The following is a 25710-nucleotide window of genomic DNA, read 5'->3' as shown; positions in this document are numbered from 1 at the left end:
AGGTTCAAAAAGGGGGGTTGTCGTTTTGGTCCGCCTGTGCGAAACTGGACTTGCTTTCCCATCGGGAATGCGACCCCTGCAATCGCAGCCGGGCATGTGTATACTGCCCTCTCTGCCCAGCATCGTCGGTCGCCGCACCCTGGGTTTTTTGCTTGCCATGAAGGACCAGCTCTCGCTCGAAGATGACATCGACACCGTGCAACTCAGGGCCGCTTGGGATCGTGTCCTGACGCGACTCCAGGGGGAGGCCCCCCCGTCGTGGTTCGAGAGGTTTCTCAAACCGCTTCGGCCGGTCGAGGTGCGGGACGGCTCGGTGCTGGTCGAGTGTCCGGGCACGTTCGTCCACGATTGGGTCAAGCGCAAGTACCTCCAGTCCCTGGAGCAGCGGGTGTCCGACGAAATGGGAGCTCCCTTGCAGATCGAGCTGACCATCGTCTCCCGACGGGACATCGAACCGGTCGTGCACGAGGCCAAACCGACCGTGCTCTCGAGCCCGGCGTCCGAGCCATCCTTTGCGCCCTGCGATCGGTACAGCTTCGACACGTTCGTGGTCGGGCAGAGCAACCGCATGGCCCATGCCGGAGCCAAGGCGGTAGCCGACCAGCCCGGCAGGCTGTACAACCCGCTGTTCATCTACGGTGGGTCGGGCCTTGGCAAGACCCACCTGCTCCACGCCATCGCCCAGTCGGTGTTGAGGCGCGAGCCGAAGTTCAAGATCGTCTATGTGACGGCGCAGGAGTTCGCCGAGCGATTCATCGAAGCGTTGCGCGGCCAGCGCATCGAGGCGTTCCGGCGGGAGCAGCGCAACGTCCAGATGTGGCTGGTTGACGACATCCAGTTCATCGCCGGAAAGGACAAGACCGTCGAGGAGGTGTTCCACACCTTCAACCACCTCTACCAGCAAGGCAAGCAGATCGTGCTCGCCGGCGACCGCCCCCCTCGCGAGCTGCACCTGGTGGACGAGCGCCTTCGCTCGCGCTTCGAAGCGGGCCTGGTCGCGGACATCCAGCCGCCAGACACCGAAACGCGATCCGCCATCTTGATCAACAAAGCCAGAGCCGAGAGCATCGATCTGGAAACGTCGGTGGCCATGTACCTCGCCGAACAGGTGCCGGGCAACATCCGCGTGCTGGAGGGCTGCCTCACGAAGTTTGCGGCGATCGGCGGGATCGAGGGTCGGCCCCTTGATTTCGAATTGGCCCGCGAGCTCGTGGAGCGCTACTACCGGCACACGTCTCGGACGCCCTCGTGCGACGACATCTTCCGGGCCGTCGCAGACCTGACGCAGATCCCGCCCGAGACGATCAAGTCGAAGAAGCGCAAGGCCGAGATCGTTCGCGCGCGGCAAGTGTCGGTCTATCTCATTCGGGAGATCCGGGGCGACAGTTGGACCACCATCGGCGACCAGTTCGAGATGGACCACACATCGATGATGTATGCGTACCAGAAGCTGACCTCCGACATGGCGCACGACCCCGAACTGCGCGAACGGGTCTCTCGGATCCTGCGCGATCTGCGGCCCGAACAGTAAGCCATGAAACTGGCCGAGGCGACGTGGCAGGACGTTGAGGGTGCCGACCGGGCATCGGTGGTCGTGATCCCTACGGGCTCGATCGAGCAGCACGGGCCGCACCTGCCGCTCTTGACGGACACCCTGCTCGCCACGGCCGTGGCCGAAGCCGTGGAAGCACGCCTTCCCCACAAGACGCTCTTGACTCCCACCCTGTGGTTGGGGGCGTCCGGCCACCACCTGAGATTCCCGGGAACGCTCTCGGCCAGCTTCGAGGCCTACGGAGCGGCCCTGCAAAGCGTCGTGCGGTCGCTGATCCCCCACGGGTTCGCCAAATACTTCGTGCTGAACGCGCACGGAGGCAACACCGAGCCCAACGGCGTGGCCCTGCGAAGCCTGAAAGCCGAGTTTCCGAACCTCTCCTTTGCGCACACGAGCTATGCCGCACTGATCCGGCCGCTGATCGCGGAAACCCTCGAAGGACCGCTCAAAGAGATGCGGCATGCGTGCGAGGCCGAGGCGAGCTTGATGCTGCACCTCCGTCCCGAGTCCGTCCGAACCGACAAGCTCCGGGACGACGGACTTCACAGCGAACCACCCCTCTCCAGCGTCGTGCACCATTTCGACGAGATCACCGAGGAGGGCTCGTACGGATACGCAAGCCGAGCGACCGCCGAGAAGGGGAGAATCCTCTTCGAGGGGGCCGTGGGGGCCGCGGCGCGCGAGATCGAAGCCCTGGCGGACGGTTACGTTCTCCGAGGCTGAGTGCCATCCCGATCCGGTAACGTGCTCCCATGAGACATTCGTGGATGGTGCTCGCGGTCGCCCTTGCCTCGGCGGGAGCGCACGCGCAGGGAAACGAGACCCAGCGGGGATGGGGTCTCAACGGCGGCGTATTCTTGCCCAGCGACCGAACGGTGCGCGACATCTTCGGCGACACGTGGCTCTCGTTCGGACTCCAACCGATCACGTTTGCCACCCCCAAGCGCTGGAAGCTCCGGGTCAACTTCGCGCTTCTGACCGCCGATCGGGACGGAAACCGACTCCTGGCCATTCCGGTCACGGTGGGTGCCGAAATGCAGTTCGACCAGGGTCGCGGCCAGGTGCCCTACGTGGCCGTGGCAGCCGGTCCCACGTACTACGACTACTCGATCGTGCGGATGGAAGGCGGCGTTCCGGAGCGGTTCGCCGCGAGGCGCATCGGCTGGAACGGCAATGTTCGAGCGGGCATCACGTTCAACCAGCGGTTCCAGCTCCAGGCGCGGTACGACCTCTATTCGGAAACGGACGGGTTCCACTTCGATGGCTTGACACTGAGCGCGTCGTTCCTGGTGGCCCGCTTCTAACCATGGCTCGCGACTCCGGCTCCGAGACCTCCTCCCCGACCGAGCGCGCGGTGCTCGTGTACGTGAACGAGGACGAGTCGGAGGACCTCTATGTGGAAATGGAGATGGAGGGTCTCTGCGAAGCCGCAGGGGTCGAGCCCGTCGCCTCGATCCGCCAACGGGTGGACAAGCCCCACCGGGCGACCTACGTGGGCAAGGGCAAGCTCGAGGAGATGGCCGCACTGGTCCAGGAGACCCGCGCCGACGTCCTCTTGTTCGACGGCGACCTTCGGGGCAACCAGCATCGAAACGTAATGGAGGCCGTGGGAGTGCGGGTCATCGACCGCACCCAACTGATCCTCGACATCTTCGCGCGGCGCGCCAAGACGCGCGAGGGCATGCTCCAAGTCGAACTGGCTCAGCTCACCTACATGCTGCCCAAGCTCATGTCCGTCTACACGAAGTTCGAGCGGCAGAAGGGAGGCATCGGCCTTCGCGGCCCCGGTGAAACCAAGCTCGAGGCGGACCGGCGCATGATCTCCGACCGCATCGCCCGATTGGGGGAGGAGATCGAGGAGGTCAAGCGCCACCGCGAACAGCAGCGCGCCGCCCGCCGCCGCAACCCGTACCCCTGGGGCTCGATCGTCGGCTACACGAGCGCCGGCAAGTCCACCTTGATGAACCGGCTGGCCGAAACCGAGCTCCTGGTCGACGCCATGCCGTTCGCGACGCTCGATCCCACGACGCGGAAGATCGATCTGCCCGAGGGGTACGCCGTCTTCCTGACCGATACGGTCGGCTTCATCCGCAACCTCCCGACCCAGCTCGTCGCAGCGTTTCGCTCGACGCTGGAGGAGGTCGTGTTCGCCGACTTCGTCCTGCACGTGATCGACGTCTCGCAACCGGCTTGGGAGCTTCAACGCGACGCGGTGCTCGAGACGCTGGCCAACCTCGGAGCAGGCGACAAGCCGATGCTCACCGTCTTCAACAAGATCGACGCCGCCCCGCCCGATCTCGGGGAATCCCTGGCCCGCGAGTGGCCGCAATCCGTGGCAATCAGCGCCAAGACAGGCAAGGGGATGAGCGTCTTCATGCAGGCGCTCACCGAACAGGTGCGCGCGCTGCTGACACGCGTGGACGCGGTGATCCCGTACTCCGAATCCGCGCTGGTGCAGATGTGCTACGACTTCGGCCGCGTCCTGAGCGTGGAGTACGGGCAGGACGGAATCCACCTGGAGGCCGAGCTGGCGGACGCCATGCGCTCGCGTCTGGAGCCTTACCGCGCGAAGCCATGACGCGGAGCGAGTGGATACGGGTCGCCGAAGACCGGTTGGCGCTCGCGGGCGTCGAGGCGCCCAGGCTCGAGGCACAACTCCTCGCCGCCACCGCTCTGGGACTCGAGCGATCGCAGCTCCTGCCACACCTCGGGGAGCCGATGGCCAACAGGGCCGCCGCCGACCAGCTCCTGGAAAGGCGCCTCGAAGGGGAACCTCTGGCTTACATCCGAGGCGTGCGCGAGTTCTACGGCCGTCCGTTCCACGTCGGACCGGGGGTCCTGGTGCCTCGCCACGAAACCGAGACCCTCGTGGAGGTGCTCCTCGGCGCGGCACCGATTGGCGCAACGGTGCTCGATGTGGGAACGGGTAGCGGATGCATCGCCATCACCGCGAAGCTCGAACGACCCGACCTCCGCGTCGCCGGCATCGACGTCTCTCCGGACGCGCTCCGATGGGCCATCCGCAACCGGGAGGAGCTCGGAGCCGACGTGGATCTCCTCGCGGGCGATCTGGTGGCGCCCTTGCGCGACCAGTCGATCCACGTAATCGCGACGAACCCGCCCTATATCGCCCATGCGGACCCGCTTCCGCGCGAAATCGCGGAGTGGGAACCTCCGGGCGCCCTCTGGGCGGGGGAGGGCGGCTTCGCCTGCTACATGCGGCTGGCCCGCGAAGCCCCCCGCATCCTCGACAAGGGCGGCCTGCTGGTCGCCGAAGTGGGGATGGGACAGTCCGAGCGGGTCCGGGACCTCTTCGAAGTCGCGGGGTGGGAGCACGTCGGCACCGCCTCCGACTTGGGGGGCATCCCCCGGGTCGTGACGCTGCGAATGCCATAATCGGCAAGGCATGGACGTCGTGGTTCCTCAGGAGTTCAAACACCTTTACGTGACCGACGAGGAGCGGCCGATCATCAAGGTGCCCGATCCTCGCCTCCGGCAAACGGCGACCGAGATCGTGAAGTTCACGAAGAAGACCCAATTGCTCGTGGACCAGATGGCTTCGGTGATGCGGCGCGCCAACGGCATCGGGCTCGCCGCCCCGCAACTGGGCATCCTGCAGCGGGTGATCGTGATCGCCGCCGAGGGAATGCGCCCGACGGGCTTGATCAACCCGGTCGTGGTCAAGAGCGAGGGCGAGCAGATCGGCGAAGAAGGGTGCCTGAGCATCCCCGGTCTGTACGGCGACGTCAAGCGTGCCGAGTACGTCGAAGTCGAGGCGTTGGACCGGCGTGGCCGCGAGGTCACCTTCGAGCTTGAGGGCATCCACGCGCGCGTCGTCCTCCACGAGATCGACCATCTCAACGGGGTGCTGTTCCTAGACAAGGTGGACCTGGCGACCCTGCACTGGATGCACCCCTCGGTCAAGCCCGATGAGGCCGAATGAGGGTCGTCTTCTTCGGCACGGGGGCGTTCGCCGTCCCCGCCCTCGAGTCGATGGCGCCCCACCTCGTTCTTGTGGTCAGCCAGCCGGACCGTCCATCGGGTCGGGGGCTCCGTCTGCACGCTTCCCCGGTCAAGCAGCGGGCGCTCGAGCTGGGCCTGCACGTGGAGACGCCCGAACGCAGCCGCGCCCCGGAGTTCGTGGAGCATCTCCGTTCGCTCGACGCTGATTTTCTCTTGGTCGCCAGCTACGGGCAGATCCTCTCCCAGGCGGTCCTGGACAGCGCCCGCCAAGGAGGAATCAACCTGCACGGCTCCATCCTTCCCGCCTGGCGGGGCGCCGCACCCATCCAGCGGTGCCTGGAGGCGGGCGAAACCGTGACCGGGGTCACGCTCATGCAGATGGACCGCGGGATGGACACGGGCGATCTCATCAACGTGTGCCGGGTCCCGATCGACCCGGACGAGACCTACGGGATGTTGGAGGAACGATTGGCCCGGGTCGCCGCCGCGCAGGTCGTGCTGTGGGCGGCTCGCCTGGCCGCGGGCGCCTACACTCGCAGGCCTCAGGATTCCTCGCGAGCCACGCTGGCACCGAAGGTCGAACGCCACGAGGCGCGGCTGCGGCTCGCCGCCCCGCTTTCGGGGGAGTACAACCGGTACCGTGCGTTCACACCCAACCCCGGGGCGTTCGTTGAAACGGCCCACGGCCGCCTCCGGGTGTGGGACGCGAGGAGGAGGACGGGCCAGGGCTCGCCTGGCGACGTCGTGGCGACGTCGCCCGAACTGGTCGTGGCCTTCGCCGACGGAGCCATGGCGTGGCTCGAAGTTCAGCCGGAAGGTAAAAAGCGCATGTCGGGACGGGATTTTGCCAATGGGGCGAGGATCCGAGCCGGCGATTCGCTGTTGAAGGAGAACGATGGATAAATCCACTGGCACCCGTCCGCCCCTCGTCACCCGCAAGATGATGATCCGCTTTGTGGGCGGTCTCTTTACGATCGCCGCGCTGTTGCTGGGTTATCAGTGGTATCGCGGGCTGGGCGGGGACATCGATCTGCCGTTCTCCGTGGATACGGTGGGCATGATCGCCGCCGTCCAAGAGGTGGAGGACGGCAACCAGGTCGTCCTGATCGATCCCCAGGGGAAGTTGGTCCCCAGCCCAGGCTACAAGGCCCCCGCGTCGGACCGCGACCCCGTTTGGCGTCCGGACGGAAACCGAATCTTCTTCAGCAGCGATCGCGAAGACAACACGTACAACATCTTCCGCTGGAACCCCGGCAGCCAAACGGTGACCCGCCGCACCTTCGGCAGCCGGGCCAAGACCACGATCGAGTTCCCTTCGCCCATGGTGCCCAACGCCAACGACTTCGCCCTCATCACGTCCGGCGGATTCGTGCTCCAGCTCGACCCCACCGACGGCTCCACGCCCCAGGTGCTGCCTCCGGTGGGCCGAGAGCGGTCCGCCACAAGCGAAGGCGGGGTCGGCAGCCAGTTCGACGCCCTCTACGAGCACTTTGGCAGCAGCGTCCGGCGAGCGAGGTGGGCAGGCAACGGGCGGGACTGGATCGTCGCCGTGATGCGCAACGACCTCGGGGAGGTGCTCATCCTCCAGAACTTGGGCGGAGAGCAGTTGCAGCCCCCCTTCGCCGTCATCGCCGGCGAGCGCGTCGAGTTCGACGTGAATCCCAAGACGGGCGAGGTCGTCTACGTGGCCATCGGTTTTCAATTCCCCGACCGTGAGAATATTCCCGAGCAGTTCATCGAGAACGGCCGGATCAAGAAGCCGTTCCAGCACATGGTCGGCGTGATCGATCCCAACGACTTGAAGAACGCCCAACCCCCGATCGCGGCGAGCAACACCGACGATCTGGCCTTCACCCTTCCCCGCGTCTCGCCCGACGGGTCCACCCTGATGCTCGTCACGGGCAAGCACACGGGAAGCGGCCAGGTGGAATCGGCCGACCTGGTGGTCATGCCGGCACGTGGCGAGGGTGGCAAGACGGCCACCGCGGTCATCAAGGGGGCGATCCAGGATCCGTCGTGGGCGCCGGACAGCGACCGCATCCTGTTCGTGATGACGGACCAGGGCAAGCGCGCTATTCACGAGATCCGCCGGGACGGCACGGGCCTTCGCAACATCACGGGGCAGCTCGGCGACTTCGGCCACCCGCAGTACAGCCCCCAGGTCAAGAAGTAGCCCCCCGAAGAGGTGCCACGCCCGCTCGACGGGCGTGCTTGCCAAACACCCCTATCGCCTGATCGTCACGTCCCCGGGCTCTCCTTCGGCGCCTCGAATCGTGATGTGGATCGGCAGGAACTGCTTGATCACCCACGCGCTGGTGAGGAACCGCGGCGTGAGGTTCGGGGTCCGGAACCGCGTTTGCCCCTCCGCCATCGCGGCGAGAATGAGGATCTGGTCCGCCAGGTACTCGTCGACGGTCGCGTCCGTTCGCATCCACTGGGCGAAGCCCTCGAACGCCTGCTGGGCGACCGCCTCGATGCGCACACCGCGCTGGCCCATCACGGCGCACCCGCCCAATCCCCGCTCGAACTCTCCCCACACGGTGACCATGGCGCCGGGCCCCTTGGAAGGCACGAGGTTCGCGTCCGCCTCGACCTCGAAACCCGCGTAGAAGGCCAAGCGCCCCAGATGCTGAAGCCCACGGGCGGCGACCTGCTCGGGAAGCTCTCCCGTGGTCACCAGCGCCCGCACTCCGACCAACGCTCCGCGGGTTTGCCAATCGACGCCGGTCAGGGCGCTGGGCTCCACCTCGAGCCGTACTTCGCCCCTGCTGCCCCGCCCAAACCCGGCGAACGGCAGGTCCGGCACCGCGTAGAGCCCAAAGCTGCGCGCGGCCCGCAGCGTCACGTTCGCGAAGTAGTCGTAGCTGAGCACGCGGCTGGCGTAGGTCTCCCCTTGCGCGCTCAGCGAGGAGTAGCTGCCCGTGCGCGCCAACAGCGGCAGCAACGAGTTGAGCACCACGAGGGCGTTGGCGAAGCCCGGCCCATCCTGCCCCTCGCTGATGTCGAGCAGTTCGTTCATCCCTCGCGGGCGTCGGGTCGGCAAGAAGCTGACGCTGTTGGAGCCGGGATCGGCGCCGAGCACCTCGGCTCCAGAGCACCACGCCACGGCACGAAGCACCGTCAGATCCTCGGGATTGAGCCCCGGGGCACCCGTTCCGCCGCGCACGTTCACGATCCGGACCGGCTGTTGGGTGAGGGCGGCCATCGCCAGAGCGGTCCGGACGAGTGCCCCGCCCCCCTCGCCGTGCGAACCGTCGATGATCAGTGGGGCGCCTAGGACGGCCACCTTACACCTTGAGCTTGAAGATCAGGAACTCGATGATCTTCATCGCGTATGTGAGCGCGACGATCATGAAGCACACCAGGAGCATCTCTTGGAAGATGCCCGTGGTGAACGTCGAAGTCTCCTGGACGCCGTCCGGTCGAAAAGTCGCCGTGCCGACGATCGCGTCGATCTTCTGCACGAAGGCACCCGTCGCGGCGAGAAGCTGGGGGCGGAACAGCACGTAGAACCCGGCGAACGCCAGCACGGTGACGGGCATGATGGCCTTGTACTTGTGCTTCTGGTGCTCGTTGTAGATCACGCACTGGCGACATCGCTCCTTCTTCTGCTCGAGCGTCACCCGGTTGTTGTAGGGGATGAAGCGGGCGGCGGCGACCATGTCCTTCGGGATGGGCTTGTTCTCCATCGCGTTCCGAATGACCTCTTCTTCGCACATGCATCCGACCCGCTCGCGCCAGCACGTGCGCCGGCTGTGGTAGATCGGGCACCGCTCGCGGACGAACTTCCGACAGTAGGGGAGCTGCCAGCACTTGCCGAGAAAGACGTTCTGGATGTCCTTCTCCTCTTTGAGCCCCTTTCCGTACTTGAGCTGGTCCGCGCGGGCGCCCTGATTCGCCCGGTCCCGCACACGAAGCGACGCGTCCACGATCAGCACGCACACGGCGATCAGGCCGAGAATAAGACCGCCGGTCTGCAGGGCCGATAGGGCTCTCGCGCCCACCGGGGCCACGTTGCCGCCCGAGATCAGCGAGGGAACAAACAGCGGCGCCAAGTAGAGGACCGCCGCAACCATGAGCTGCAGCACGCCAAGCGTCTCTTCGCCCCAGAACGAGTACGTCGTACCAACGCCCAGCGCGGCGATTCCGGCCATCAGGATCTTCCTGAAGATCTCGATGTTGCTGGCGGCCTGAGCCACGCTCGCCTGCGAAGGCCCGGAGAAAACGATGAACGTGTAGATCAGGAATCCGACCGAGATGAGCGTGGCCAATCCGCCCGCATAGACGAGAAACCGGGCGATGCTGTCGAGGGCGCCCTGAAGCGCATCCTCAAGGTCCCGACTGGGTCCGTAGCCGGCTGGCTTGCTCATTCCTCGCGCGTCACTCCTACTTTTTCACCCGCTCCAGATAGCTGTCAGATCGCGTGTCGATCTTCACGACGTCGCCTTCGTTGATGTGAAACGGAACCAGGACCATCGCGCCGGTCTCCAACTTCGCGGGCTTGGTGCTTCCGCTGACCGTGTCGCCTTTGTATCCCGGATCTGTTTCCACAACCTCCAACTCCACAAAATTGGGAAGCTCGTAGCCCAGGGCCTCGCCGTTCGCCATGAGCCTCACGATCTCCATCTCTTCTTTGAGATACTTCCCCTGGTCTCCGAGCGCTTCCTCCGCGACAGGAATCTGTTCGTAAGAGTCCAGATCCATCATCACGAGGTCGGTGCCCTGCCGATAGAGGAACTGCATCGCCTGCTTCTCGATGAACACGGGTTCGACGCGCTCACCCGATCGGAAAGTTTTTTCAATCGCTTGTCCCGTCCGCACCTTCTTGAGGCGCGTGCGGACGAACGCGCCGCCCTTGCCGGGTTTCACGTGCTGGAAGTCGACGATGGTGTAAACCTCGCCGTCCAACTCGATGTGCATGCCGTTCTTGAAATCGCTGGTGTCGATCGCCAAAACTCAATCCCCTCTTCGAATGTGATTCGCGCACGATAGTAGCATATCGGGGGCGGGTCTTGGGCTCTGTTTGAACCTGAGAAACCCGCCCGTCCGGGTATCCTGTTTCGTGCCCGCCTCCATTCGCAACATAGGGATCATCGCCCACGTCGATCACGGCAAGACCACGCTCGTCGACGCGATCTTCCGCCAGTCCGGGATCTTCCGGGAAAACCAACACATGCAGGAGCGTGTGATGGACCGCAACGACCTCGAGCGCGAAAAGGGCATCACCATTCTCTCCAAGGTCGCCAGCGTGCGATACCGGGACGTCAAGATCAACATCGTGGACACGCCCGGCCACGCGGACTTCGGAGGCGAGGTCGAGCGCGTGCTCTCGATGGTGGACGGCGTGCTGCTGGTCGTCGACGCGAACGAGGGCCCGATGCCCCAGACGCGGTTCGTCCTCAAGAAGGCGCTGGCCCAGGGCCTCAAACCCATCGTCTGCATCAACAAAATCGATCGCGAAGGGGCGCGCCCCCTCGATGCCTACGACAAGACGCTCGATTTGTTCATCGACCTGGGCGCGAGCGAAGACGATTTGTTCTTCCCGCACCTTTACACCTCGGGTTCCGGTGGGTTCGCGCGCGTTTCCCCGGACGGGGCGGAGCGCGACATGCGCGCCCTGTTCGAGATGATCGTGAACGCGGTTCCTCCACCCTCGGTGCAAGCCGACGGTCCGTTCCAACTCCAGGTGAACAACCTCGACTACTCGGACTATCTGGGGCGCATGTTCGGAGGCAAGGTGCTCCGCGGGACCGTCAAGATCGGGGACCGCCTCTCGCATGTGCGGGAAGGCAAGACCGTGGGCTTCAACGTCACCAAGCTCTGGACCTACGAGGGCATTCAGCTCGTCGACACGGAGTCCGTCGGTCCCGGTGAGATCGCCATGCTGTCGGGCCTCGACGACGTGTTGATCTCCGATACGATCGCGCATCCCGAACACGCCACGCCGCTTCCTCCGATCCAAGTCGAGCCCCCGACGTTGACGATGAACTTCTACGCCAACAACTCGCCCCTTGCGGGCAAGGACGGCGGCAGGTTCCTCACGATCCATAAGATTCGCGAACGTCTTGAAAAGGAGGAGGCGGTGAGCGTGTCGGTCAAGATCGACCGCACGAGCCAGGCTGACACGGTCACCGTCGCCGCACGGGGCGAGCTGCAGCTCGCCGTCCTGATCGAGACCATGCGCCGCGAGGGCTACGAGATGCAGATCTCACGCCCTCAGGTCATCCTCAAGCGCGGGGACGACGGTCGGGTCCAAGAGCCCTACGAGGCCGTGACCCTCGAGTTGCCGGAAGACTCCGTCGGGCCGGTGATGGAGGAGATGAGCCGGCGCAAGGGCGAGATGCGCGACATGGCCAAGCAGGAGAACGGGCAAGTCCGACTTGAGTACGGCATTCCGACGCGTGGGCTGATCGGGTTCCGATCGATGTACCTCACCCTCACGCGCGGGCTGGGTATCGTCGCCTCGCTGTTCGAGGGGTACGAGCCCCATAGCGGCGAGGTCCAGAGCCGCACGCAAGGATCGCTCATCTGCAAGGACCCCGGGAAGATCACGCGCTACGCGTACGAAGACGTGATGGAGCGCGGGACGTTCTTCTACCCGGTCGGCACCGAGTGCTACGGTGGCATGATCGTCGGCGCTTGCGCGCGCGACGAGGACATGGTGGTGAACGTGACCAAAACCAAGGCCGCGAACAACATCCGCTCCTCCACCAGCGAGCAGACGCAAGCCCTGGATCCGCACCGGGAGTTCTCCCTCGAGCAGGCCCTCGCGTGGCTCCGCGACGACGAGCTGCTCGAGGTGACCCCCAAGACGCTTCGCTTCCGCAAGAAAGTCCTCGACCACAGCGAGCGTCGCGTTTCCGAGCGCCGAAGCGAAGTCACGGTTTAGGGCGACTGCCCCTGGCAGCGCTTCACGAAGTTGGCGATCATCGCCATGCCGTGTTCCGTCAGCACGGATTCGGGGTGGAACTGCACTCCCTCGATCGGGAGCGACCGGTGCGCGAGCCCCATGATTTCGCCGTCGTCCTCGGCCGTGGCGGTCACCTCGTAGGTCGAGGGCAGGGATTCGGGGCGGACGCTGAGCGAGTGGTACCGGATCGCGGAGAACGGGCTCGGGATGCCTGCGAACACCCCTTGGCCGCCGTGCCGGATCAGAGAGGGCTTGCCGTGCATGATCTGCTTCGCGCGGGCGACTTCGCCTCCCGCCGTGTGCCCCATGGCCTGCAACCCCAGACACACTCCGAAGATCGGCAATCCGCCGAGGGCGCCCGCGCTTCCCCGGTGCGCCTCGTCGAGCAAGGGGAGACACACCCCCGATTCGCGCGGCGTGCACGGTCCGGGCGAAAGCAGGATGCCCGTCAGCGACATCGTCGCGATCTCGGCCACGGTGACCGCGTCGTTGCGTCGGACGACGACCTCTTCACCGCACTCCCCGACGTACTGGACGAGGTTGTAGGTGAACGAGTCGTAGTTGTCGACAACGAGGATCACGCGGTGCCGTCCCCCGTGGGCGCTAGGTGTTCAGCGCCTTGGCGTGCTCGATGTCGAGGTTGGTCGGAATCCGGAAGTAGAACGTCGAGCCCTTGCCGACCTCCGACTCCACCCAGATCTTCCCAAGGTGGACGGTCTCCACCAAGTGCTTCACCAAGTAAAGGCCCAAACCCGTCCCGTAGATGCGCCTGTTGTCGTCGTTGTTCACGCGGTGGAACTTGTCGAACACGCGGGCCTGGTGCTCCTTCGGGATCCCCAAGCCCTCGTCTTGGACCCCCACGAGCAGCTCGTTCCCGTCGACCTCGCACGACAGGGTGATCTGTCCGCCGTTCGGCGAGTATTTGATGGCGTTGTTCAGCAGGTTCGTCAGCACCTGGTCGAGTTTGTCCTCGTCGCCCACGATCTCCGGAATGGTCTCGGGCGCCTTGAGCACCAGCGTGTGCCGGGACGTGCTCTGCTTCTGGATCATGAGCACCTTCTCCAGAAGCTGTCGGAAATGCACGTTGCTGTAGTTGGGCTTCAGGCTCTCGCCCGCTTCGATGCGCGCCGTGTTCAGCAGGTCGTTGATCAGGCGCGTCAGACGGTCGCACTCCTGGTCGATGATCATGTAGAACTCGCGGCGCTCGTCGTTCGAGAAGCCGTCGTCCATCAGCAGTGTGCTGACGAACCCCTTGATGGCCGTGAGCGGGGTACGGAGTTCGTGCGAGGCCATGGCCACGAACGAGCTCTTCATCCGCTCGATGTTCTTGATCTCGGTGTAGTCGTTGAGGATCGCGACGATCCCGAGGGGCTTGCCGTCCTCGTTGCGCACCTGGGCCGATTGGACCTGGAAGATGCGCTCCATCCCGTTGATGAGCAGCGTGACGTCGGGCTTGGTCTTCTCTTCGCCTCGGAGGCCTGCCTCGAAGACGTCCCGAAGTTCGGCCTGGCCCATCACGTCTTGGTAGGGTTTGCCGATCACGTCGTTAGGGAATCCGAAGATTGCCCGAGCCGACGCGTTCATCTGGCTGATCTTGCCTTCCATCGACACGAGGATCAAGCCGGCGGTGAGGGACTCGAACGTCTGGAGAAGTTCTTCGCGCTCTTCGACGACCTCGCGGTAAAGCTGGAGATTGGCGATGATCGAGCCGACGTTTCGCGCCATCCGCTCGAGCAGGCGCACGTCTTCGTCGTTGAAGTCCTCGCCGTGCCGCTTGTTGAAGGCGTGCAGGACTCCGATGACCGTCCGCTCGACGACCCGGTTCTCCTCGTCGCGGCGCTCGATCACAAGAGGCACGGTGATGCCGTTATTGACGTGAAGAAGCGAAAAAGGGTCTTTTTGGGTCCTCGGGTCGGAGGTGGCGTCGTGGAAGATCACCGGCTCCGTGTCTCGGAAAACGAGTCCGGAGACGCCCTGGGTCGCCCGCACCCGGAAGACGCTCAACAGATCCTCGTCGACGCCGTAGGCGGGAGGAATCCCGATCAGTTCGCCGCGCTCCCGGTCGAAGAACATGATCACGATCTTCTCCGCCTGGAGAATCATCGCGATGCGCTGCACCAAGCGGCGAAGGGTGACGTCGGCTTCGTTGATCGGCGCGACGTCGACGGTCTCGGCCATGCGGCCGGATTGGGGAGACGCCTTGATGCGGTCTTCGAGACCTTGGCGCTCGGACTCAAGCTCTTGGATGCGTTTGAGTGCACCGGCGAGCTGAGCTTGCATCTGCTGCAACCTCTGCTCTGACCCCGATCCCTCGCTCATCTCCGAAGACACTCCAACAGGCACTCCCAAATCTACCTCCTCAGCTTACCCGCCAGCGTTGCTCCGACCGGGGAGCCCCCTGCGGGGCCCCCGCGCGAACCTGCACAGGCGTTATAATTTCCAGTGAATGTCGGTTGAACTCGAAGAATTGCCGTTGTTCCCTTTGAACACCGTCCTGTTTCCGTACGCCTCGGTTCAACTTCATGTGTTTGAAGACCGCTACCGCCGTTTGGTTCACGACTGCCTGGAATATGACCGTCCCTTCGGCATCGTTCTCATTCGATCCGGGGAGGAGGTGGGCGGTCTCGCCGAGCCGTATCTCGTCGGCACGGCGGTGCGCATCCAGCAGGTCCACCACTTCGACGACGGGCGTATGGACATCCACGTCCAGGGCGAGCGCCGCTTTCGGATCAGGCGCCTCGAGGACGACGGCCCCTACATGCGCGGCTTCGTCGAGCCGGTGGTCGAGATCGAACCCGAGGGATCGCCGCGCGAAGAGGCGCTGGTCATGAAGGCGCGCGAGGACTTCCAGATGCTCGTGGAGGGCCTGTTCTCCAGCCAGGACGTGAACGTTCAAGTCCTGTTCCCGAGCGATCCGGTCGTGCTCTCGTTCACGATCGCGAACCTCGTCCCCATGGAGAACCTCGACAAGCAGAGGCTGCTGGAGACCACCGACACCGTCGAACGCATCCGGCACCTGATCCCCATCCTCGAACGCCAGCTCGTCGAGGCGAAGCCCGCCCTCTCGCACCGCCGGCTCAACAGCAGCGAGCTCGCGGAGTGGATCACACCCAACTAACCCCGCCTCCCGCCTCACGCCTCACGCCTCACGCCTCACGCCCCAGCTACCGGCGCACTTCGAGGCTCCACACGCGCACGATGCGGTCGAGGCCCGCCGCGGCCACCAGCGTGCCGTCGGAGCTGAACGTGACGGCCGCGATCGCCCGGCCGCCCGCGTCGAGATGGAGTTCGCCCACGCCTTCGGCGGCGTTCCACAGCTTCACCGCGCCGTCTCGCCCCGCGCTCGCGAACAGCCAGCCGTTCGGGTGGAACGCCAAGGCCTCGATGGGACGCGTGTGCCCGAACATCACCTTCTGGAGAAAGCCGTCGGACAGGCGGAACACCCTCACCGAGAGGTCCACGGAGGCCACGGACAGGAAGGCGCCGTCCGGGCTGAACGAGAGGGCGGTCACCGCGGACCGCACGGCGTTGAACGTGTGGAGCACGGCCCCGCTCGCCCCGTGCCTTAGCTTCACGGTCGCATCCGCCGAACCCGACGCGAGGAACTTGCCGTCCGGACTCCACGCCACGGCCGTCACGGACTCGCTGTGGTCGTACCGCGCGTAGAGGTTCTTGCCGTCCACCGCGCGCGACACGGACAGGCCGCGGTGCACCGAGCCGGTCGCCACCGCCTCGCCGTCGTCCGAGATCGCCAGGCACGACACCCACTCCGTGCACGAGTTGCGCCACGATTCGATTGCGCCGCCGGCGACCCGGCTGACGCTCACCAGGTTCTCCGAGGAGCCGGCCGCAACGACGTCGCCGCGCTCGAGCGCGCACACGGTCGACACCGAGGCGGAATCGACGCGCAGCCGGCGCACGGACTCACCGCGCCGAGCGTCCCACCAGATCATCTCGTTGTCGAAGGAGCTGGAGATCAGCAACCCGGTATCCGGGGCGAAGTCCAGCCCGTAGATCGGGGTCCGGTGCGCCTTGAACCGGTGAAGAAGCCGCACGACCACCGGCTTTTTGGGCGATTTGGGCGGCGGCCCCGGCTCCTGGTCCAGCAGTCCGCCGGCGAGCATCGCGTCGTACTCCATCTTCCGGATGGGGTCGATGAGCGTCTCGAACGCCTCGTTGATCCGCGCCATCATCGTGTGGCTCCGCGGATCGGGGTTCACGTCGGGGTGGTACTTCCGGGCAAGGCGTCGGTACGCCTGCCGCAAAACGGCAGGTTCGACATTGCGCTTCACACCGAGAACGGCGTAAAGGTCGGCGACGGAATTCGCAGGCATGGTTCGAAAGGACGACCGCGCGGGCGATCCGGCCTCCGTAGAGAATACGCCATGCGGAGGGGGCGCGTTAGGACCCGTCTCCGGAATCGTCCTCCGCCGCCGGCCCGGCGCGTCGGAACATCGCGTCGTTCACCTTTTCGATCTTGAGGACGCGCACTGAACCGTCCACGTTCAGGAAGACCGCGTTCCCATGCGGGGTGACGGTCTGGGTCCCCTCGTCGACCACCTTCTTTCCTCCGAACCGGAAGTCGACGTTGGGCCTCCCGTACCAGAACTTCGGAGGGTCGATGAACCCGAAATCGTACGTCTTGCCGTCGCCTCCCGGAAGCCACGGCGCGAAGAAGAAAGCGCTGGTCGCGAAAGCGACGGTCTCGCTCGGCCGCTCGATCTCGGAGGCATGCGCGGGGTTGCGGCTGTTCGGGAAGCCCCGGTAGTCCTCCGTGAGGTTGAAATCGCTGCCGAGGTAGCCCCAGTTGTAGCCGAAGCCGGAGTGGTCCCCCATGTAGTCGAGCGCCTGGAACGAGCGGTCGAGCGCGGGCCTTCCCTGGGTGTACGGGGCAAGGAGTCCACGCTTGGGATCGTAGGTTCCGGACGTATCCTGGGCGCCAAACCACGCCACCGTGCCTTCGGCCGAGGCGTAGGTCGCCAGCGGGAACGTGTCGTCGTTGTCGGCCGTGTAGAGGTTCGTGGCCATCATCAGGCCCCGGATGGACTGCACGGCCGCGAACTGGTAGGCGGCGTCGCGTACCGAGACGAGCGCGGGAACGGAGATCGCCGAGAGCACCGCGATAATGCTCACAGTGATCATCAGCTCCATCAAAGTGAAGGCGCGACGTACCATCGTCTCCCCTTATGGTTGGCGCCGCGGCGCGGCTTCCGCCCGGGAAGATTGCCGGTTCAGGCGCGAATCAAGGCGAGCAAGGCGTCGACCTTCTCTCGGAGCAACGCCTCGTCGCCGCGGGTCTCGACGTTGAGCCGGATCACGGGTTCGGTGTTCGAACCCCGAAGATTGAACCGCCACTGCGGGAACTCCACGCTCAGGCCGTCCAAGTGGTCGATCGAGCCGTCGGCATACTCGGCCTCGACGCGCCGGAGCACTTCGGGCACGCTGGCGACCGTCGAGTTGATCTCGCCACTGCACGGATAGCTGCGGATCATCTGATCGACCAGCTCGGCGAGCGACGAGCCGCTGCGCGAGACCAGCTTGGCCACCAGCAGCATTGGGATCATGCCGGAATCGCAGTACCAGTGATCGCGGAAGTAGTGGTGCGCGCTCATCTCCCCGCCGTAGCTGGCGTCCTCGAGGCGCATCTTCTCTTTGATGAAGGCGTGGCCGCTCTTGCAGACGACCGCCCGGCCCCCGAGCCGACCCACGATGTCGAGCGTGTTCCACGTGAGCCGCGGATCGTAGATCACCGTCTGGTTGGGATCTTCGCTGAGCAGCGCCTGGGCGAGCAGTCCCACGATGTAGTAACCCTCGATGAACCGGCCGTCGCCGTCCAGGAAGAAGCAACGGTCGTAGTCGCCGTCCCATGCCACGCCGAAGTCGAAGGGTTTGCCTGCGTCGCGGGCTTGCCTCAGGCGCGCCTCGGTCGGCGCGCGCGACTCCTCGAGGATCGGGTTCGGGACGCCGTTGGGAAATCGGCCGTCGGGTTCGCCGCGTAGGACCTCGACGTCGAGCGGGAGAAATGGCAGCAGCGCGTCCAAGGCCAATCCCGCCGCGCCGTTTCCGGGATCTGCGAGCAGTTTCAGGGGGTTCAGATTCCCCTCGGACCGGGTGACCTTGAGCAGGTGGGCGACGAAATCCGCGTAGCAGTCCAAAGCCTCGATGGACCCGTTCCCTTGGCGCTCCCACCGCTTCTCAAACGCCCTCCGCTCGATGTCGAGCAGCCCCGTGTCGCCGCTGATGGGCCGGCTCTCGGCGCGCACCATCTTCATGCCGTTGTACTCCGGCGGGTTGTGGCTGGCGGTGATCATCACGCCGCCGTCGAAACCGTAGTAGGCCGTCGCGAAGTACACCATCTCGGTGCCGACCAGCCCCAGCCGCACCACATCCACCCCCGCGTCGTTCAGTCCGCGGGCAAGCGCGTCGGCGAGGTCCGGACCGGAAAGCCGAATGTCGTAGCCAACGCACACCTTGGCGGCCCCGGTGTTGTCGGCATAGGCCCTTCCGATCGCATATGCGAGATCGGGATCGAGTTCGCTGGGGACCTTCCCCCGCACGTCGTAAGCCTTGAAGCAAGGCAACCACTGGCCCATGCGGAGGGTGATACCCGATCGTTCGCCCTACGCTTCGCGCAGGGCCTTCAGGCGGTCGAGGTTGCGTTTGTGCTCCTGTTCGTCGCCCGGCGTCTCGAGGAGGATGGGAACGCGCTCGAAGCGCGGGTCGTTCACGAGCAGTCGGAACGCCTCCTCGCCCAAGCAGCCCTCGCCGATGGCCTCGTGCCGATCGACGCGCGAGCCCAACTCGCGCTTGCTGTCGTTGCAGTGGATCACCTTGAGGCGGTCGATGCCGACGAGCCGCTCGAACTCGGCGAACGTGCGCTCGTACGCCTCGGGGGTTCGCAGGTCGTACCCCGCGACGAAGACGTGGCACGTGTCGAGGCACACCCCCAACCGTTCGGGCGCGCCGCACTGCTCGAGCACGACCGCCAGATGTTCGAAGCGGCAGTTCAGGTCGGTGCCTTGGCCCGCCGTGGTTTCCATGAGCAGCGTCACCGAGTCGGGGGTCTCGTCCAGCAGCGTGCGGGCGGCCTCGGCGATGCCCAACAGGCCCTCGGCTTCGCCCGCGCCCTTGTGCGCGCCCATGTGCGAGACGACGTACGGAATCCCGTAGCGCGCGCACCGTTCGATCTCCTCTTTGAGCGCGCGATAGCTCTTGGCCGCGAGCGCCTCGTCGGGCGCGCACAGGTTCACGAGATAGCTGTCGTGGCTGACGACGGAGTCGATCCCGGTCTCCTGGCGGGCCTTGGCGAAATCGCGGACCTTCTCCTCTTCGACCGGCGCGCAGTACCACTGGCGCGGGCTGGAGGTGAAGACCTGCACGGCGCTGCACCCGATGGCCTTGCCTGCGCGAAGTCCGTTGCCGACTCCGCCCTTGATGGGCATGTGGGCGCCAAGGAGTTGGGCTGGCATTGCGGGCAGGTTACCGCCACCGCAAAACAAGAGAAGCGCCCGCGCTGGGAGCGCGGACGCTTCTCGGTCGAGTGGACGTCAGACGTTAGCCGGTCGTTCCGCCCTCGGCGGGAGCGGCGGCGCCATCCGGAGCGGCGGCGCCATCGGCGGGAGCCGCGGCACCATCGGCGGCCGGCGGGGTGTTTGCAGTCCCATCGGTCGGCGCCGGAGTGGCCTCGGCGGGCGGGGTGGCAGCACCCTCGGCCGGAGTCGTGGTGGTCGTGCCACCGGTCGTGTCACCTTCCTCGGCCTTGGCACAGCCGAGCATCACCGACGACATCAGAACGCCTGCGAACAGCAGAGCAATCCATTTCTTCATTTTTCGTAACCTCCTGTGAGCGGCGTTGAGCTACCGCCGTTCCACCAACGGGAACTGGGGCTAATATACCACCGAACCCTACCAGGTCCAAATGTCAGGCCCAAAAGCCCCCTTCCAGGTTAGAATCCCTCTCTCAGAGCGTCGACCTGGCCCTCCGGGAGAAACACCTGGTCCAACCTCCACGTGTGGGTTGGAAACACGAGGTACTTGCGGGTCGGCTCGCGCTTGAAGACCAGGGTCACATTGCCGAACCGCTGGTTCAACGACTGGCCCAGAAACGACGCTTTGACTTCGACGTCCGAGACGATTTTCGCCTGGTCCCCGAAGATCTCCGGCTCGCGGTTCTCCACGACGACGTCCGGCCGACTGTCCCGAATCAGCTTGGCGATCTGGTTGCGCGTCCCCGGGCTCTCTTCGTTGATGCGGAACTGATCGGTCAGGTACTCCAGGACGCCCCCGGGGCGCCCCTCCTTGCTGGCACGAAGCGATTCGTCCAGGGCCACGGCGATCCGTTCGCGCTCGCTGGGCCCGGGATAGACCTTCAGCGCGGGCACGCCGACCACCACCAAGAGGGCCACGATTCCCGCAACGAGTTTGGTTGACCTTTGCATCTCAGCCTCCCGTCGCGACGTTCTCGACGTCGCGCGCGATCTGCTCGACGAGCGCTTCCAGGGACGCGAAATCTTGCTCGCCCCGCAGCCTGCGGCTCACCGCCAGCTCGACCGGGCGCCCATAGAGGCTCTCACCTGGATAGTCGAGAAGATACGCCTCGATCGTTCGGCGGGTCCCTCCGACCGCGGGGCGGACGCCGATGGAAACCGCCGCGCGATACTCCCCCAGTGGCGTCCCGCACGAACCAGCGTAGACGCCGTGAGCCGGAACGACCTGGTTCGAGGAGCGCGCCAGGTTGAGGGTGGGATATCCCAATCGGCGCCCCAGCTGCTCGCCCGCGACCACCACGCCTTCCAGCGCGTAGGGCCGGCCGAGCATCCTTCCCGCGGCCTCGACCGAGCCTTCCGCGATCGCCGCACGAATCGCGCTGCTGCTCGCCCGCTCGCCGTCGACCAGCATCGGAGGCACGGTCTCCGTCGGGAGCCTCGGAGCGAGCCACGCCGAAGTCCCCTCGCGTCCATGCCCGAAGGCGAAATCGTGGCCGACCACCATGCGGTCCACCCGCAGCGCACCCTGGAGCACGTCCTCCAGGAACCGGGTTGCGGGCATCTCGCTCATGGCGCGGTCGAAGGGAAGCACCAGCGCCACGTCGACGCCCAGGCGCTCGAAACAGCCGAGGTTGGCCCCGATCGTGGCCAGGGTCGGCGGGCAGCGATCGGGCGCCAAGGTTGCAAGAGGGTGGCGATCGAACGTCGCCAAGACGCAGGGAAGCCGGTGTTCCCGGGCCCGCGCGACCGCCTGGCCGATGACCGCCTGATGCCCGAGGTGCACTCCATCGAACGTGCCGACGCACCCGACGGCGGCGTCCCACTCCGCGGCTAGCTGCTCCAGGCCGAAATGGACCCGCATGGGAGCGATTCTACCGACGTCTCCGTCCGCCGGCGAGGAGCGCCGCCGTCAGCACGACGATCTGAACCGCGACCGAAACGCCCCACCGGCCCGGCTGCGACCAGGAGACCGCGCCCTGAAGCGGTTCCGGGACGGCGACGACGCCCACCCCGGTCGTTCCGTACAGGGCCGCAAAAGCGACGAGCAACGCACCGTGGACCGCGGGCCAAGTCAGATTCAAAGGGAAGCGGAAGCGCCCATCGGGGACCAGCGAGGGGAAGAGCGAGCTGAGGAGGGGCAACGATGCCGAGGCCGAGAGGGGAACCGCAAGCGCCAACAGCCAGCCCCGTAGCGTGTCCGCACCCATTCCCGCAGGCTGTAACACCACGACGCCCGCGCTGCACAAGAACAGAACGGCCGCCAGAAAGGACGAGGTGACGAGGCGCGCGTTGGCCGTCATCTAGTCGGGCACGTCTTTGGGGTCGACGTCGGCCGCCTCGCGGTTCTCCTCGTGGATCTGCTCGAAGATCTCCTTGCGGTGGACCGTGACGTTCTTGGGTGCGCGGATGCCAAGCCGAACCTGCTCTCCGCGAACCTCGAGAACGACGATCTCAACTTCATCGCCGATCATAATGCTCTGTTGTATTTTTCTCGTGAGCACCAGCATGCTTGTGCGCCCTCCGTGGCTGTTGGCTGGTCAGGACTCGCGAACGCCGCGGACTAGGCTGCTGCGCTCGTGTCGTTTTGATCGGCCGTTTGGAACACCCGGTGTTGAGTAGTATACGCTTCGTCCTCTAAGACGACCTGACGCCCCATCCGCGTCTCAGCGTTGATGACGATGGGCCCCGCGAGATTCAGCTTCAGCTCTTCCGGCTTGCCGCGCGGAATCGAAGCCGTCGCGAAGATCAGCGTCGCCGTCTCAGGCGTCAGTCCGAGAACCGCCACCTGCGTGTCGGTCAGCGTCGGCGCGTAGTCCGCCACGTAGTGGAACGGATCGGCGACCAGGAAGGCCGTCGCAGGCTCGTCGATCGATTGCAGCCAACGGAAGGGACTGCCGGGCTTGTGCTCGAGGATGAGAAAGCGCGTGAGATTGGAAAAGCCGACGAGGCCGTCGGAAAGCGTGACGAGATCGCTCTCGTGGTAGTCGATGGGTCCGAATCGGGATTGCGTTGTGCTCATGTGTGCTTATCCGTTGATAAAGTCCATGAGGCTGAGCCTGAATCCCTGGCTGGCCACCTGGAGTGCCGCCGAGTACGCAGTTTCTGCGAGGCGGTATTGGACGATCGCCTGGTCGACGTCCACTTCCTCGACGTCGGCGATGTGCTTGGTGAAGTCGTCCTGCATCCGCGTGTAGCGCGAAGTCAGATCGTCGACCGTTTGGAGTTTGGCGCCTACCACGCCGCGCTCCTGTTGAATCTGGTTCAGCACGTCTTGGATCGCGCCGACGTGCACGCCGCTCAGCGCGGGGATGTTGCCTCCGCTGAGATCCGCCTTCAGGCTCTCGAGCTCCGCATAGGCGTTGGTGAAAAGGGGATCGCCTTTGGAGTTGACGGTCATCGTCTCGACTGCGCCGGTCTCGACGAGGATGTCTCCGGAATCTCCGTTGTAAACAAGCGTCGAGCCCGTGACGGTGAAGGGTCGGGCGTCGTTCTTCTGGCCGCCGAACACGTACTCGCCCTTGGGCCCTTGCGTGTTCGCCAGGTCGACCAGATTGCGCTGCATCTGCTCGATCTCCTGGATCATCGCGTCGCGCGCCGGCTGGGTCGTGGTGGAGTTCGCCGCGCTGAGGGTGAGCTCGTAGGCTCTGCGGGTCATCGTCGCCGCCTCCGAGAGGGCCGACTCGGTGAAGCCGAGCACCCCCTTGGCCGTTTGCACGTTCTTCGCGTACTGCTTCGTCGCCGCCTGAAGGGTTTTCACGTTGAGGATCGTCGACACGCCCGACGGATCGTCGCTGGGTTTGTTGATCCGCTTGCCGGTCGAGACGCGCATCTGGGCCTCCATGTACCGCGCCTGGCTCGACGCGATCTGCGACGAGTAGCGGTCGTATTGGTAGGCGGTGCTGATTCTCATGGTTCCTGGCAATTCTGCGGTTAGCGGTTCAGCATGTTAATCAAATCATTGGTCATCTGGTCGAAAACCGAGAGGAGTTTCGCCGCGGCCTGGTAGCTGCGCTGAAAACGGAGCATGTCCGCCATCTCGTCGTCGAGCGACACGCCGCTCACCGATTGGCGCTGCTGCTCGATCTGATCCACCACCGACGTCTGGGTGTCGGCCGAGTCGCGATAGAACGCGACGTCGCGACCCACCGACGACACGAGATCGCCGTAGAACTGCGTGGGAGAGCGATTGCCCAGCGCGGGAATCGACTGGTCGCGGACCCTCGACAGCGCGAGGGCCACGCCGCCGTCTCCCGCGGCCCCGCTCGTGCCCGCCGCGATGGCATCGAGGCTTCCCGCCACCTCGGCGCTCAGGTTGAAGTCCACGGCGCCCGTTTGCGGGTCGGGGGGCGTGGCGTCGTTGAAGAAGTTGACCCCGGTGTTGCCCAGTTTGTTGATACCGGTCTGGTGCAGGGCGTTGACCTCGGTCCGAAGCGTGTTGGCCAGGGTGTCGAGCGATCCTCGATAGGCGGCGAGGTTGTTCTGGCTCTGGGCGAGGCCCGCGAGCGTCCCTCCCCGCACCGTGTACGTTTTGCCGTCGACCGTGAAACTCGACGTGCCGGGATCGATCGTCGCCGGGATCGGCCGCGAGACCTTGCCCTCGACCGCCGTGTACTGATCGATATAGACGTTCATCGATCCATCCGGCTGGTCCACGGTGCGGACGTCCACCAGATTGCTGAGCTGCCCGACGGCAAGGTCGCGGGCATCCAACAACTCGTTCGGTGTGATCCCCGCGCCGAGCTTCGACCGGATTTCGTTGTTGAGCGCGGCGATGTGCTGCGTCAGCTCGTTGATCTGGGAGACGTTCGACGACAGGTCGTTCGAGATCTGCGCCTCCTGCGAAGAAAGCTGCTGGTACGTCGACCGGATCTGCATCGCAAGGGACGCACCGGACTGCTGAACCTCGAGCCGTGCGGCCGGATCGTTCGCGCCGCTCGCAAGCCCCGACCAGGCCGAAAAGAAGCGGTTCAGAGCGGTCGAAACCCCTCCGCCCGCGGAATCGCTCAACATCGGTTCGACACGCGCGAGGTTGTCCGCCATCGTGCCGAGGCGGCTCAGATCCGATTGGGCCGTCTGCATCCGACCCTCGAGGAAGAGGTCTCGGATGCGGTTGACCGTCGTGACCGAAACGCCGGTTCCCAACGTGTAGTGCTGGACGCCGTACACGTCGAGCCCCCGGGTGGCGGACAGGTCTGCGGACTGCCGCGAGTAGCCGGGCGTGTTGACGTTGGCGACGTTGTTGCCGGCGACCTCCTGTTGGCGCTGGAACGCCCGCAGGGCCCGCGTGGCGATGTCGATTCCTTGGAAGGGAGAGGGCATGGCGTTGTTACGCGGCCTGGTCCACGAGCACGGCGGCATGTGCCGACGGCTTGTAGGGGCCTTGCGCCTCCGTCGCGGTCCTGGCGATCAGCGTGAGGGTGCCGTTCAGATACACCATCTCGTTCTCGATGAGCGCCTGGTTCTTCTTGATCACGTGCTGCACGTTGCGTGCGGCCACGGTGACGCGGTTCGCGATCGACTGGACCTGCTGCGCTTCGGCCTTTTCCAGCACGCGCACCAAGCCTCGAAGAGAGGGTTCGGTCTCCATCTCAACGGCCAGCTTCTGGGCGCACGCCGCAGCGTTGGTGTCGATCGATCGCATGCGCTCGAGCATCTGGTCCACTTCGGGCTGGATCCGCTCGACGCGGGCGACGTCCCGCAGCGTGAGCGCGGCGGTCTGCTCGTGGAGGGAGCGCAGCAGCCTCTCGGAGGTGCCGAGCCAGTCCCACCACAGGGTTTGGAGTTCTCTTGTCTTCATA

Annotated in this window: 28 protein-coding genes; 10 read left to right on the top strand and 18 right to left on the bottom strand. The window is 65.3% G+C overall.

The annotated features are described in order from the left end of the window. Positions 1–94 precede the first annotated feature (94 nt). Genes dnaA through M9921_07485 form a run of 8 tightly spaced genes read left to right on the top strand, consistent with a single transcriptional unit; the run spans position 95 to position 7688 of the window. Positions 95–1531: a chromosomal replication initiator protein DnaA gene (dnaA, locus tag M9921_07520; protein MCO5296690.1), complete on the top strand. Its 1437-nt coding sequence runs from the start codon at positions 95–97 to the stop codon at positions 1529–1531. 3 nt (positions 1532–1534) lie between these two features. Next, positions 1535–2275, top strand: coding sequence for a creatininase family protein (locus tag M9921_07515; protein MCO5296689.1), 741 nt, complete (start codon positions 1535–1537; stop codon positions 2273–2275). A gap of 29 nt (positions 2276–2304) precedes the next feature. Continuing rightward, positions 2305–2856, top strand: a complete 552-nt coding sequence (locus tag M9921_07510) for a porin family protein (GenBank protein MCO5296688.1) — start codon at positions 2305–2307, stop codon at positions 2854–2856. Positions 2857–2858: 2 nt separating this feature from the next. After that, entirely contained in the window at positions 2859–4130 is a 1272-nt protein-coding gene (gene hflX / locus M9921_07505) for a GTPase HflX (protein MCO5296687.1), read from the top strand. Further along, positions 4127–4948 (top strand): peptide chain release factor N(5)-glutamine methyltransferase, encoded by an 822-nt coding sequence (gene prmC, locus M9921_07500; GenBank protein ID MCO5296686.1) that lies wholly within the window; start codon positions 4127–4129, stop codon positions 4946–4948. The genes hflX and prmC overlap by 4 nt, the downstream gene beginning before the upstream one ends. A 10-nt stretch (positions 4949–4958) precedes the next feature. Next, positions 4959–5495 (top strand): peptide deformylase, encoded by a 537-nt coding sequence (def, locus tag M9921_07495; GenBank protein ID MCO5296685.1) that lies wholly within the window; start codon positions 4959–4961, stop codon positions 5493–5495. Beyond that, positions 5492–6418 carry a methionyl-tRNA formyltransferase gene (gene fmt / locus M9921_07490; GenBank protein ID MCO5296684.1) on the top strand — a complete coding sequence of 309 codons (927 nt, stop codon included), beginning with the start codon at positions 5492–5494 and terminating at the stop codon, positions 6416–6418. The genes def and fmt overlap by 4 nt, the downstream gene beginning before the upstream one ends. Beyond that, positions 6411–7688: a hypothetical protein gene (locus M9921_07485; protein MCO5296683.1), complete on the top strand. Its 1278-nt coding sequence runs from the start codon at positions 6411–6413 to the stop codon at positions 7686–7688. Before fmt ends, M9921_07485 begins: the two co-directional genes overlap by 8 nt. A 51-nt stretch (positions 7689–7739) precedes the next feature. Here the strand turns inward: M9921_07485 and M9921_07480 are convergent, their stop codons facing one another. From M9921_07480 to efp, 3 genes are read right to left on the bottom strand one after another with little or no spacing between them, the layout of a single operon-like run. After that, positions 7740–8801 carry a hypothetical protein gene (locus M9921_07480; GenBank protein MCO5296682.1) on the bottom strand — a complete coding sequence of 354 codons (1062 nt, stop codon included), beginning with the start codon at positions 8799–8801 and terminating at the stop codon, positions 7740–7742. A gap of 1 nt (position 8802) precedes the next feature. Further along, positions 8803–9885: a hypothetical protein gene (locus M9921_07475; protein MCO5296681.1), complete on the bottom strand. Its 1083-nt coding sequence runs from the start codon at positions 9883–9885 to the stop codon at positions 8803–8805. A 16-nt stretch (positions 9886–9901) separates the two neighbouring features. Further along, entirely contained in the window at positions 9902–10435 is a 534-nt protein-coding gene (gene efp / locus M9921_07470; protein MCO5296680.1) for an elongation factor P, read from the bottom strand. Positions 10436–10577: 142 nt separating this feature from the next. Between efp and typA the strand changes: the two genes are divergently transcribed. Then, positions 10578–12404, top strand: a complete 1827-nt coding sequence (gene typA, locus M9921_07465) for a translational GTPase TypA (protein ID MCO5296679.1) — start codon at positions 10578–10580, stop codon at positions 12402–12404. On the opposite strand, the gene M9921_07460 is transcribed toward typA, so the two are convergent. Both M9921_07460 and M9921_07455 read right to left on the bottom strand, forming a co-directional pair. Beyond that, positions 12401–13006, bottom strand: coding sequence for an aminodeoxychorismate/anthranilate synthase component II (locus M9921_07460; GenBank protein ID MCO5296678.1), 606 nt, complete (start codon positions 13004–13006; stop codon positions 12401–12403). The two genes, typA and M9921_07460, sit on opposite strands and share 4 nt — an antisense overlap. A 22-nt stretch (positions 13007–13028) precedes the next feature. After that, positions 13029–14705 (bottom strand): ATP-binding protein, encoded by a 1677-nt coding sequence (locus M9921_07455; protein ID MCO5296677.1) that lies wholly within the window; start codon positions 14703–14705, stop codon positions 13029–13031. Between the two features lie 166 nt (positions 14706–14871). Between M9921_07455 and M9921_07450 the strand changes: the two genes are divergently transcribed. Then, the gene (locus M9921_07450; GenBank protein MCO5296676.1) at positions 14872–15543 is read left to right on the top strand and encodes an LON peptidase substrate-binding domain-containing protein; all 672 of its coding nucleotides are present in this window, start codon (positions 14872–14874) and stop codon (positions 15541–15543) included. Between the two features lie 46 nt (positions 15544–15589). Here the strand turns inward: M9921_07450 and M9921_07445 are convergent, their stop codons facing one another. The 13 genes from M9921_07445 to M9921_07385 all read right to left on the bottom strand — a co-directional run bounded on the left by M9921_07445 (position 15590) and on the right by M9921_07385 (position 25709). Beyond that, positions 15590–16759, bottom strand: a complete 1170-nt coding sequence (locus M9921_07445) for a DnaJ domain-containing protein (protein ID MCO5296675.1) — start codon at positions 16757–16759, stop codon at positions 15590–15592. 67 nt (positions 16760–16826) lie between these two features. After that, positions 16827–17600, bottom strand: a complete 774-nt coding sequence (locus tag M9921_07440) for a type II secretion system GspH family protein (protein MCO5296674.1) — start codon at positions 17598–17600, stop codon at positions 16827–16829. A gap of 56 nt (positions 17601–17656) precedes the next feature. Further along, the gene (locus M9921_07435) at positions 17657–19018 is read right to left on the bottom strand and encodes a phosphomannomutase CpsG (GenBank protein ID MCO5296673.1); all 1362 of its coding nucleotides are present in this window, start codon (positions 19016–19018) and stop codon (positions 17657–17659) included. Between the two features lie 27 nt (positions 19019–19045). Further along, on the bottom strand, positions 19046–19894 hold the full coding sequence (locus M9921_07430) for a deoxyribonuclease IV (protein ID MCO5296672.1): 849 nt from the start codon (positions 19892–19894) through the stop codon (positions 19046–19048). A gap of 85 nt (positions 19895–19979) precedes the next feature. Beyond that, positions 19980–20252, bottom strand: coding sequence for a hypothetical protein (locus tag M9921_07425; protein ID MCO5296671.1), 273 nt, complete (start codon positions 20250–20252; stop codon positions 19980–19982). Positions 20253–20371: 119 nt separating this feature from the next. After that, on the bottom strand, positions 20372–20863 hold the full coding sequence (locus tag M9921_07420; protein MCO5296670.1) for a hypothetical protein: 492 nt from the start codon (positions 20861–20863) through the stop codon (positions 20372–20374). A 1-nt stretch (position 20864) separates the two neighbouring features. Beyond that, positions 20865–21773, bottom strand: coding sequence for a riboflavin biosynthesis protein RibF (gene ribF, locus M9921_07415; protein MCO5296669.1), 909 nt, complete (start codon positions 21771–21773; stop codon positions 20865–20867). A 10-nt stretch (positions 21774–21783) separates the two neighbouring features. Beyond that, entirely contained in the window at positions 21784–22212 is a 429-nt protein-coding gene (locus M9921_07410) for a hypothetical protein (GenBank protein MCO5296668.1), read from the bottom strand. Further along, entirely contained in the window at positions 22213–22419 is a 207-nt protein-coding gene (csrA, locus tag M9921_07405) for a carbon storage regulator CsrA (GenBank protein ID MCO5296667.1), read from the bottom strand. Positions 22420–22472: 53 nt separating this feature from the next. After that, positions 22473–22931, bottom strand: a complete 459-nt coding sequence (locus M9921_07400; GenBank protein ID MCO5296666.1) for a flagellar assembly protein FliW — start codon at positions 22929–22931, stop codon at positions 22473–22475. A gap of 6 nt (positions 22932–22937) precedes the next feature. Beyond that, positions 22938–23822 carry a flagellar hook-associated protein FlgL gene (gene flgL / locus M9921_07395; GenBank protein ID MCO5296665.1) on the bottom strand — a complete coding sequence of 295 codons (885 nt, stop codon included), beginning with the start codon at positions 23820–23822 and terminating at the stop codon, positions 22938–22940. A gap of 20 nt (positions 23823–23842) precedes the next feature. Further along, positions 23843–25231, bottom strand: coding sequence for a flagellar hook-associated protein FlgK (flgK, locus tag M9921_07390; protein ID MCO5296664.1), 1389 nt, complete (start codon positions 25229–25231; stop codon positions 23843–23845). A 7-nt stretch (positions 25232–25238) separates the two neighbouring features. Beyond that, entirely contained in the window at positions 25239–25709 is a 471-nt protein-coding gene (locus tag M9921_07385; GenBank protein ID MCO5296663.1) for a flagellar protein FlgN, read from the bottom strand. Between the last annotated feature and the right edge of the window lies 1 nt (position 25710).

Source organism: Fimbriimonadaceae bacterium, assembly GCA_023957775.1.
Classification (GTDB): Bacteria; Armatimonadota; Fimbriimonadia; order Fimbriimonadales; family Fimbriimonadaceae; genus JAMLGR01.
This window is presented reverse-complemented; position numbering and strand designations above follow the sequence as displayed.

What these genes read in the sequence shown, in the direction of transcription:
- flgK (MCO5296664.1), bottom strand. Translation starts at nt 25,231, where the DNA reads ATGCCCTCTCCCTTCCAAGGAATCGACATCGCCACGCGGGCCCTGCGG.
- M9921_07475 (MCO5296681.1), bottom strand. Translation starts at nt 9,885, where the DNA reads ATGAGCAAGCCAGCCGGCTACGGACCCAGTCGGGACCTTGAGGATGCG.
- M9921_07440 (MCO5296674.1), bottom strand. Translation starts at nt 17,600, where the DNA reads ATGGTACGTCGCGCCTTCACTTTGATGGAGCTGATGATCACTGTGAGC.
- ribF (MCO5296669.1), bottom strand. Translation starts at nt 21,773, where the DNA reads ATGCGGGTCCATTTCGGCCTGGAGCAGCTAGCCGCGGAGTGGGACGCC.
- M9921_07410 (MCO5296668.1), bottom strand. Translation starts at nt 22,212, where the DNA reads ATGACGGCCAACGCGCGCCTCGTCACCTCGTCCTTTCTGGCGGCCGTT.
- M9921_07450 (MCO5296676.1), top strand. Translation starts at nt 14,872, where the DNA reads ATGTCGGTTGAACTCGAAGAATTGCCGTTGTTCCCTTTGAACACCGTC.
- fmt (MCO5296684.1), top strand. Translation starts at nt 5,492, where the DNA reads ATGAGGGTCGTCTTCTTCGGCACGGGGGCGTTCGCCGTCCCCGCCCTC.
- efp (MCO5296680.1), bottom strand. Translation starts at nt 10,435, where the DNA reads ATGCACATCGAGTTGGACGGCGAGGTTTACACCATCGTCGACTTCCAG.
- M9921_07430 (MCO5296672.1), bottom strand. Translation starts at nt 19,894, where the DNA reads ATGCCAGCCCAACTCCTTGGCGCCCACATGCCCATCAAGGGCGGAGTC.
- prmC (MCO5296686.1), top strand. Translation starts at nt 4,127, where the DNA reads ATGACGCGGAGCGAGTGGATACGGGTCGCCGAAGACCGGTTGGCGCTC.
- M9921_07515 (MCO5296689.1), top strand. Translation starts at nt 1,535, where the DNA reads ATGAAACTGGCCGAGGCGACGTGGCAGGACGTTGAGGGTGCCGACCGG.
- dnaA (MCO5296690.1), top strand. Translation starts at nt 95, where the DNA reads ATGTGTATACTGCCCTCTCTGCCCAGCATCGTCGGTCGCCGCACCCTG.
- M9921_07435 (MCO5296673.1), bottom strand. Translation starts at nt 19,018, where the DNA reads ATGGGCCAGTGGTTGCCTTGCTTCAAGGCTTACGACGTGCGGGGGAAG.
- M9921_07385 (MCO5296663.1), bottom strand. Translation starts at nt 25,709, where the DNA reads ATGAAGACAAGAGAACTCCAAACCCTGTGGTGGGACTGGCTCGGCACC.
- M9921_07445 (MCO5296675.1), bottom strand. Translation starts at nt 16,759, where the DNA reads ATGCCTGCGAATTCCGTCGCCGACCTTTACGCCGTTCTCGGTGTGAAG.
- M9921_07485 (MCO5296683.1), top strand. Translation starts at nt 6,411, where the DNA reads ATGGATAAATCCACTGGCACCCGTCCGCCCCTCGTCACCCGCAAGATG.
- flgL (MCO5296665.1), bottom strand. Translation starts at nt 23,822, where the DNA reads ATGAGAATCAGCACCGCCTACCAATACGACCGCTACTCGTCGCAGATC.
- M9921_07400 (MCO5296666.1), bottom strand. Translation starts at nt 22,931, where the DNA reads ATGAGCACAACGCAATCCCGATTCGGACCCATCGACTACCACGAGAGC.
- csrA (MCO5296667.1), bottom strand. Translation starts at nt 22,419, where the DNA reads ATGCTGGTGCTCACGAGAAAAATACAACAGAGCATTATGATCGGCGAT.
- hflX (MCO5296687.1), top strand. Translation starts at nt 2,859, where the DNA reads ATGGCTCGCGACTCCGGCTCCGAGACCTCCTCCCCGACCGAGCGCGCG.
- M9921_07455 (MCO5296677.1), bottom strand. Translation starts at nt 14,705, where the DNA reads ATGCAAGCTCAGCTCGCCGGTGCACTCAAACGCATCCAAGAGCTTGAG.
- M9921_07420 (MCO5296670.1), bottom strand. Translation starts at nt 20,863, where the DNA reads ATGCAAAGGTCAACCAAACTCGTTGCGGGAATCGTGGCCCTCTTGGTG.
- def (MCO5296685.1), top strand. Translation starts at nt 4,959, where the DNA reads ATGGACGTCGTGGTTCCTCAGGAGTTCAAACACCTTTACGTGACCGAC.
- M9921_07510 (MCO5296688.1), top strand. Translation starts at nt 2,305, where the DNA reads ATGAGACATTCGTGGATGGTGCTCGCGGTCGCCCTTGCCTCGGCGGGA.
- M9921_07425 (MCO5296671.1), bottom strand. Translation starts at nt 20,252, where the DNA reads ATGAAGAAATGGATTGCTCTGCTGTTCGCAGGCGTTCTGATGTCGTCG.